Consider the following 3,969-nt stretch of genomic DNA (forward strand, 5'->3'; position numbering starts at 1 on the left):
AGGTTTATCATTGGCTGAATTACTTATATCCCAGCCTCTTCTTTTAATCTGCTTGAATTTTAATATACCATGTACGGTTTCTAGGGCCATCAAATTCACAAAAATAAACCCCTTGCCACGTTCCTAATAATAAATTTCCATTCTCAATAATAAGTTGTTGCGAAGAACCAACTGTACTTGCCTTTAGATGGGCAGCTGTATTCCCTTCAAAATGCTGATCTTTTTCATCAATCCAAGGATATACCTCGTCAAATCTTCTAATCATGTCACGTTTTACATCTGGATCTGCATTTTCATTAATTGTAATACCAGCGGTCGTATGTGGACAATATACGGTGACTACTCCGCTTTTCACTTGATGCTTTTTAATTTCTGTTTCCACTTGACTTGTCAAATCAATCATCTCATCGCGATTACTCGTTTGAAGTTTAAATGAATGTAGCATGTTTTCACGTCCTTTTTCGATTAGTTAGCATAACACCTATTGAACTCGTAAAGACTAATATATTCTTTTTTATCGTACTGTTTTTTACTACTGAACTCAATATATTACTAATAATGTAAAGGTGGTGAAGACTTGCTCAATTCAACGTTTCAACGAGATACAGAGTACGTTGTTAAGACATTTCTAGAATTAGCAGGTGGTAGCAGTGACATAGCTTCAAAAAAGCTATGGATTTCATCTACTGATTTTGTTTATATTCTTTATCTACAAGGGCTTGTAGACAGCGAAAAGCTGAATCAATTAACAGAAAAAATGATTCAAACAAAAACCTCATCACCAGCCAACACGCTAGATCGTTGGGATTCCTTTATCTCAACTGTTGAAAGCAGTGAAGTTTATACGTACAAGCAAGCTCTCACTGCTTTTTTAAAGGAGAACCTTTATTATTTATTCATAATCGTACAACGGCTTTTTCTTTAAATATGACAATAGCTAAACAGCGTACGTGGAGTGAACCAACGACCGAAAAAGTTGTGCGTGGTCCAAAGGTTGCGTTAATTGAAAACTTAGAAGAAAATATCGGCATATTAAGGCAAAGAGCAAGTGATGCAAACTTAACAGTCGAAGATGTTTTCATTGGAGAAGAACGGCTTCATCGAACATCAATTGTTTTTCATAAAAAGCAATGTCAACCTCATATCGTTAATCAAGTTCGCCAAAAACTTCAAAACATTAATCTTAATAATGTTCAAGATTCTGGAATGATTGAAGAATTTCTCGAAGAAGCTTCTTATTCTCCTTTTCCACAGGTCCAAAATACAGAAAGACCTGACCGCGTCTTAGCTGCTATTAATGAAGGCAGAGTTGCAATTTTTGTAGACGGTTCACCTTTTGCTCTATTAGTACCAACAACCATTGACATGATTATGAAATCGCCCGATGACTATTACGAAAGATGGTTGGCAGGTTCTCTCTTACGCCTTCTTCGCTATATTTCAATTTTCATTACGCTCTTTTTTCTCAGCCATTTATATTAGCCTTGTTTCTTTTCATCAAGGCCTGCTTCCCACTGAGCTTGCCATTACCATTGCAGCCACGCGAGAAGACGTACCATTTTCACCTTTTATTGAAGCGATGGTAATGGAAGTGACCATCGAATTGTTAAGAGAAGCCGGACTTCGCCTCCCAACACCTGTTGGGCAGACTGTTGGATTAGTAGGAGGGGTTGTTATTGTAGTAGGGTCACTCCTCCCTAAAACGGCTGGAGACGTTATTGCTTTTGCTGACCTTTTAAGCTGGGCTTTTTTAATTATATTTCTTGCAGTTCCATTTTTTTTAGGATCAATTATGCTAATTAAGAAACGAGTGAGGAGAATATGAATAAATATTTAGCTGTCATCATGATGATAATCATATTAGTGGGTTGCTCTCGACACCGAAACATTGAACAACTCTTACTCGTCATTGGCGTTGGCATGGATTCCTTAGACACGGTGAACGAAAAGACGTCTCAGCATAACCTTATGCTCACTCATCAAACTCTTATATCTCCAGACCGTGGTGGGGTATCTTCTTCCTCATCTTCACCGTATAAAAACATTGTAACAAAAGGACCCACAGTACATGAAATTACAAGGAACATTGCATTGAAGCAAGACCCTTTATTCAGTCAGCATCAGCGTATTTTAGTATTTGGTGAAACAGCTGGGAAGACCTTCAAGTTAGACTCTCTAATGGATCAGCTTGCTAGGGATAATGAAATTCGCAGAAGCTGCCTTGTTTTTGTTACAAATGGCCAAGCAAAGGCTATTTTAACGATTAAAGGAATGGATACTCCACCGGTCAATGTCATTTATGATTTAGTTGAAAATAGGTATCGGACCAATAAAATTCTTCCCACCTTATCATTGGGAGAAATATGAGCTAAGTTAAAAACGGACCAAAGCTTTTTAGTACAACCTGTTTCAAAATTAGAAAAAGACATCAGGACGGTTATCTGAAGATTGGGATGCTACTGACCAAAAGCTATCTCCTTCTTTTATTAACCACATTGAAAAAAATGTAGAGAACATTATCCAATCAGATACAAACAAAATACTTAACAAGCTCCAATCTGATTATGAAGCAGATGCACCTGAATTTAGAGAGTATGTACGAATCAACCACCCTGCATTTTGGAAGAAACATCGAAAAGAATGGGATACTATTTTTTCAAACTCTACTATTGATTATCATGTTGACGTTACAATTGAAGATTTTGGAGCAAAAACAGACAGCGGCTAATTAGTCGCTGTCTTACTTTAGTTCCATAATCATGTAGCGATTGGTGTATGATTTTCGTTCAAAAGAAGCTCGCTTTTCTTCTCGATCAAAATAAAATAATTCATCTTCCTGGTATTGAAACGTATCACCTTTTTTATCCATTTCTTTAATAAACGATAGGTAATCATCGGAGTGAATTAAATACTTCTCTGGTTTATCTGAAACTTGAACTACCTTTTCATTTCCTGTTTTCATTTTTGCCATCCCCACTGCTAAGGGTATCGGATTTCCTTCTTGAAAAATAGTCTTATAAAAAATTAGCACAAATAATAAACACGTAACGCCTACGACTAGCAAAATCTGTTTTTTTATCATCCTCACCTACTTTTCATATGGTTAGCTCTATTATCAAGTGAAATTCTGCGTGAGCAAAAACGTTCTACTATGTCATTTTTATTCAGAGTGATTGACATAGAGATATGTACGTTACTAATACGACAAATTTGTAAAAAACACCTTTCTTTTATAAGAATTTGAATGGAAATATAACAGTTGTATTACCTTTCCGTTAAATCAGGTTTGCACTTCACATTTTCAATCGACTTCATGCTACACTTGAGTCAATAAAAGGTAAAAACTTTACGAATAGATAGGGTGTTGCGTATGAACAATCTTACTTTACAATCATATTTATCTCACTTATTTCCTGATATCCAAATGAGAAAACCGCTTTTTTACAATGCACCAATAGGCATCCGATTCAAGCTAACAAACCAAAAGCGCGTGTGGGAACAAGGGTATATGAAAAATGTTTATAAACGCACATACCAAATTTTTAAAGCACTTCATGATGAAAACGATGAGCTCATCGTTGTATTTCGTTCGCCATCTTCAAAAGCTGAACTATCCTTTCTAAAGCGCACTGATATATTAATGAAAAAATTCATTCGCTCTCGCTTAAGAAAGACAAGCGTACAGCTATTATCAACTAAAAATGAGTATGCAATTGCCTGCAGGCCAACTGACTTAAAGCAAAAGCAACTACTACAATCTATTGCGAATCGCGATTTACATATCCAACCTGCGATTGAAGAGGAATGTTACATTATCAACGTAAGCAAAGGAACAATTTTTCATCTCTATGATGATCGAGCGTTGGATGTCGTATCTAATAATCAACGTTCGCTTGGTTTACTACAAGAAAAGTTTAACGAATGGATTTTAGATATGGATGCTACTGAACATTCTCCAATAAGCTAACA

Annotated in this window: 6 protein-coding genes and 1 pseudogene; 5 read left to right on the forward strand and 2 right to left on the reverse strand. The window is 36.1% G+C overall.

Annotated features, from left to right (window positions below; translation table 11 throughout):
• Positions 1-43: 43 nt before the first annotated feature.
• Complete coding sequence (locus BFL01S_RS19155; RefSeq protein ID WP_061786667.1) at positions 44-445, reverse strand: secondary thiamine-phosphate synthase enzyme YjbQ; 402 nt, start codon at positions 443-445, stop codon at positions 44-46.
• Between the two features lie 132 nt (positions 446-577).
• On the opposite strand from BFL01S_RS19155, the gene BFL01S_RS21180 reads away from it, so the two are divergent.
• The 4 genes and pseudogenes from BFL01S_RS21180 to BFL01S_RS21190 all read left to right on the forward strand — a co-directional run bounded on the left by BFL01S_RS21180 (position 578) and on the right by BFL01S_RS21190 (position 2,728).
• A complete protein-coding gene (locus tag BFL01S_RS21180) occupies positions 578-925 on the forward strand; it encodes a spore germination protein (RefSeq protein ID WP_235859267.1) in 348 nt (115 codons plus the stop codon).
• Positions 910-1,678, forward strand: a pseudogene (locus tag BFL01S_RS21340) (spore germination protein); the annotation flags it as partial. The gene BFL01S_RS21180 and the pseudogene BFL01S_RS21340, both read left to right, overlap by 16 nt.
• A 143-nt stretch (positions 1,679-1,821) precedes the next feature.
• Positions 1,822-2,367 (forward strand): Ger(x)C family spore germination protein, encoded by a 546-nt coding sequence (locus BFL01S_RS21185; RefSeq protein WP_061786668.1) that lies wholly within the window; start codon positions 1,822-1,824, stop codon positions 2,365-2,367.
• Between the two features lie 118 nt (positions 2,368-2,485).
• A complete protein-coding gene (locus tag BFL01S_RS21190) occupies positions 2,486-2,728 on the forward strand; it encodes a Ger(x)C family spore germination C-terminal domain-containing protein (RefSeq protein ID WP_225002399.1) in 243 nt (80 codons plus the stop codon).
• Between the two features lie 12 nt (positions 2,729-2,740).
• Here BFL01S_RS21190 and BFL01S_RS19170 read toward each other — a convergent pair whose 3' ends face one another.
• On the reverse strand, positions 2,741-3,082 hold the full coding sequence (locus BFL01S_RS19170) for a hypothetical protein (RefSeq protein WP_225002392.1): 342 nt from the start codon (positions 3,080-3,082) through the stop codon (positions 2,741-2,743).
• Between the two features lie 288 nt (positions 3,083-3,370).
• On the opposite strand from BFL01S_RS19170, the gene BFL01S_RS19175 reads away from it, so the two are divergent.
• A complete protein-coding gene (locus tag BFL01S_RS19175) occupies positions 3,371-3,967 on the forward strand; it encodes a DUF3885 domain-containing protein (protein WP_025911418.1) in 597 nt (198 codons plus the stop codon).
• Positions 3,968-3,969: the final 2 nt, after the last annotated feature.

This window comes from Priestia flexa NBRC 15715 (assembly GCF_001591565.1).
GTDB lineage: Bacteria > Bacillota > Bacilli > Bacillales > Bacillaceae_H > Priestia > Priestia flexa.

Excerpts from the sequence above, each read along its gene's own strand:
- BFL01S_RS19170 (WP_225002392.1), bottom strand. The coding sequence starts at position 3,082 with ATGATAAAAAAACAGATTTTGCTAGTCGTAGGCGTTACGTGTTTATTA.
- BFL01S_RS21185 (WP_061786668.1), top strand. The coding sequence starts at position 1,822 with ATGAATAAATATTTAGCTGTCATCATGATGATAATCATATTAGTGGGT.
- BFL01S_RS19175 (WP_025911418.1), top strand. The coding sequence starts at position 3,371 with ATGAACAATCTTACTTTACAATCATATTTATCTCACTTATTTCCTGAT.
- BFL01S_RS19155 (WP_061786667.1), bottom strand. The coding sequence starts at position 445 with ATGCTACATTCATTTAAACTTCAAACGAGTAATCGCGATGAGATGATT.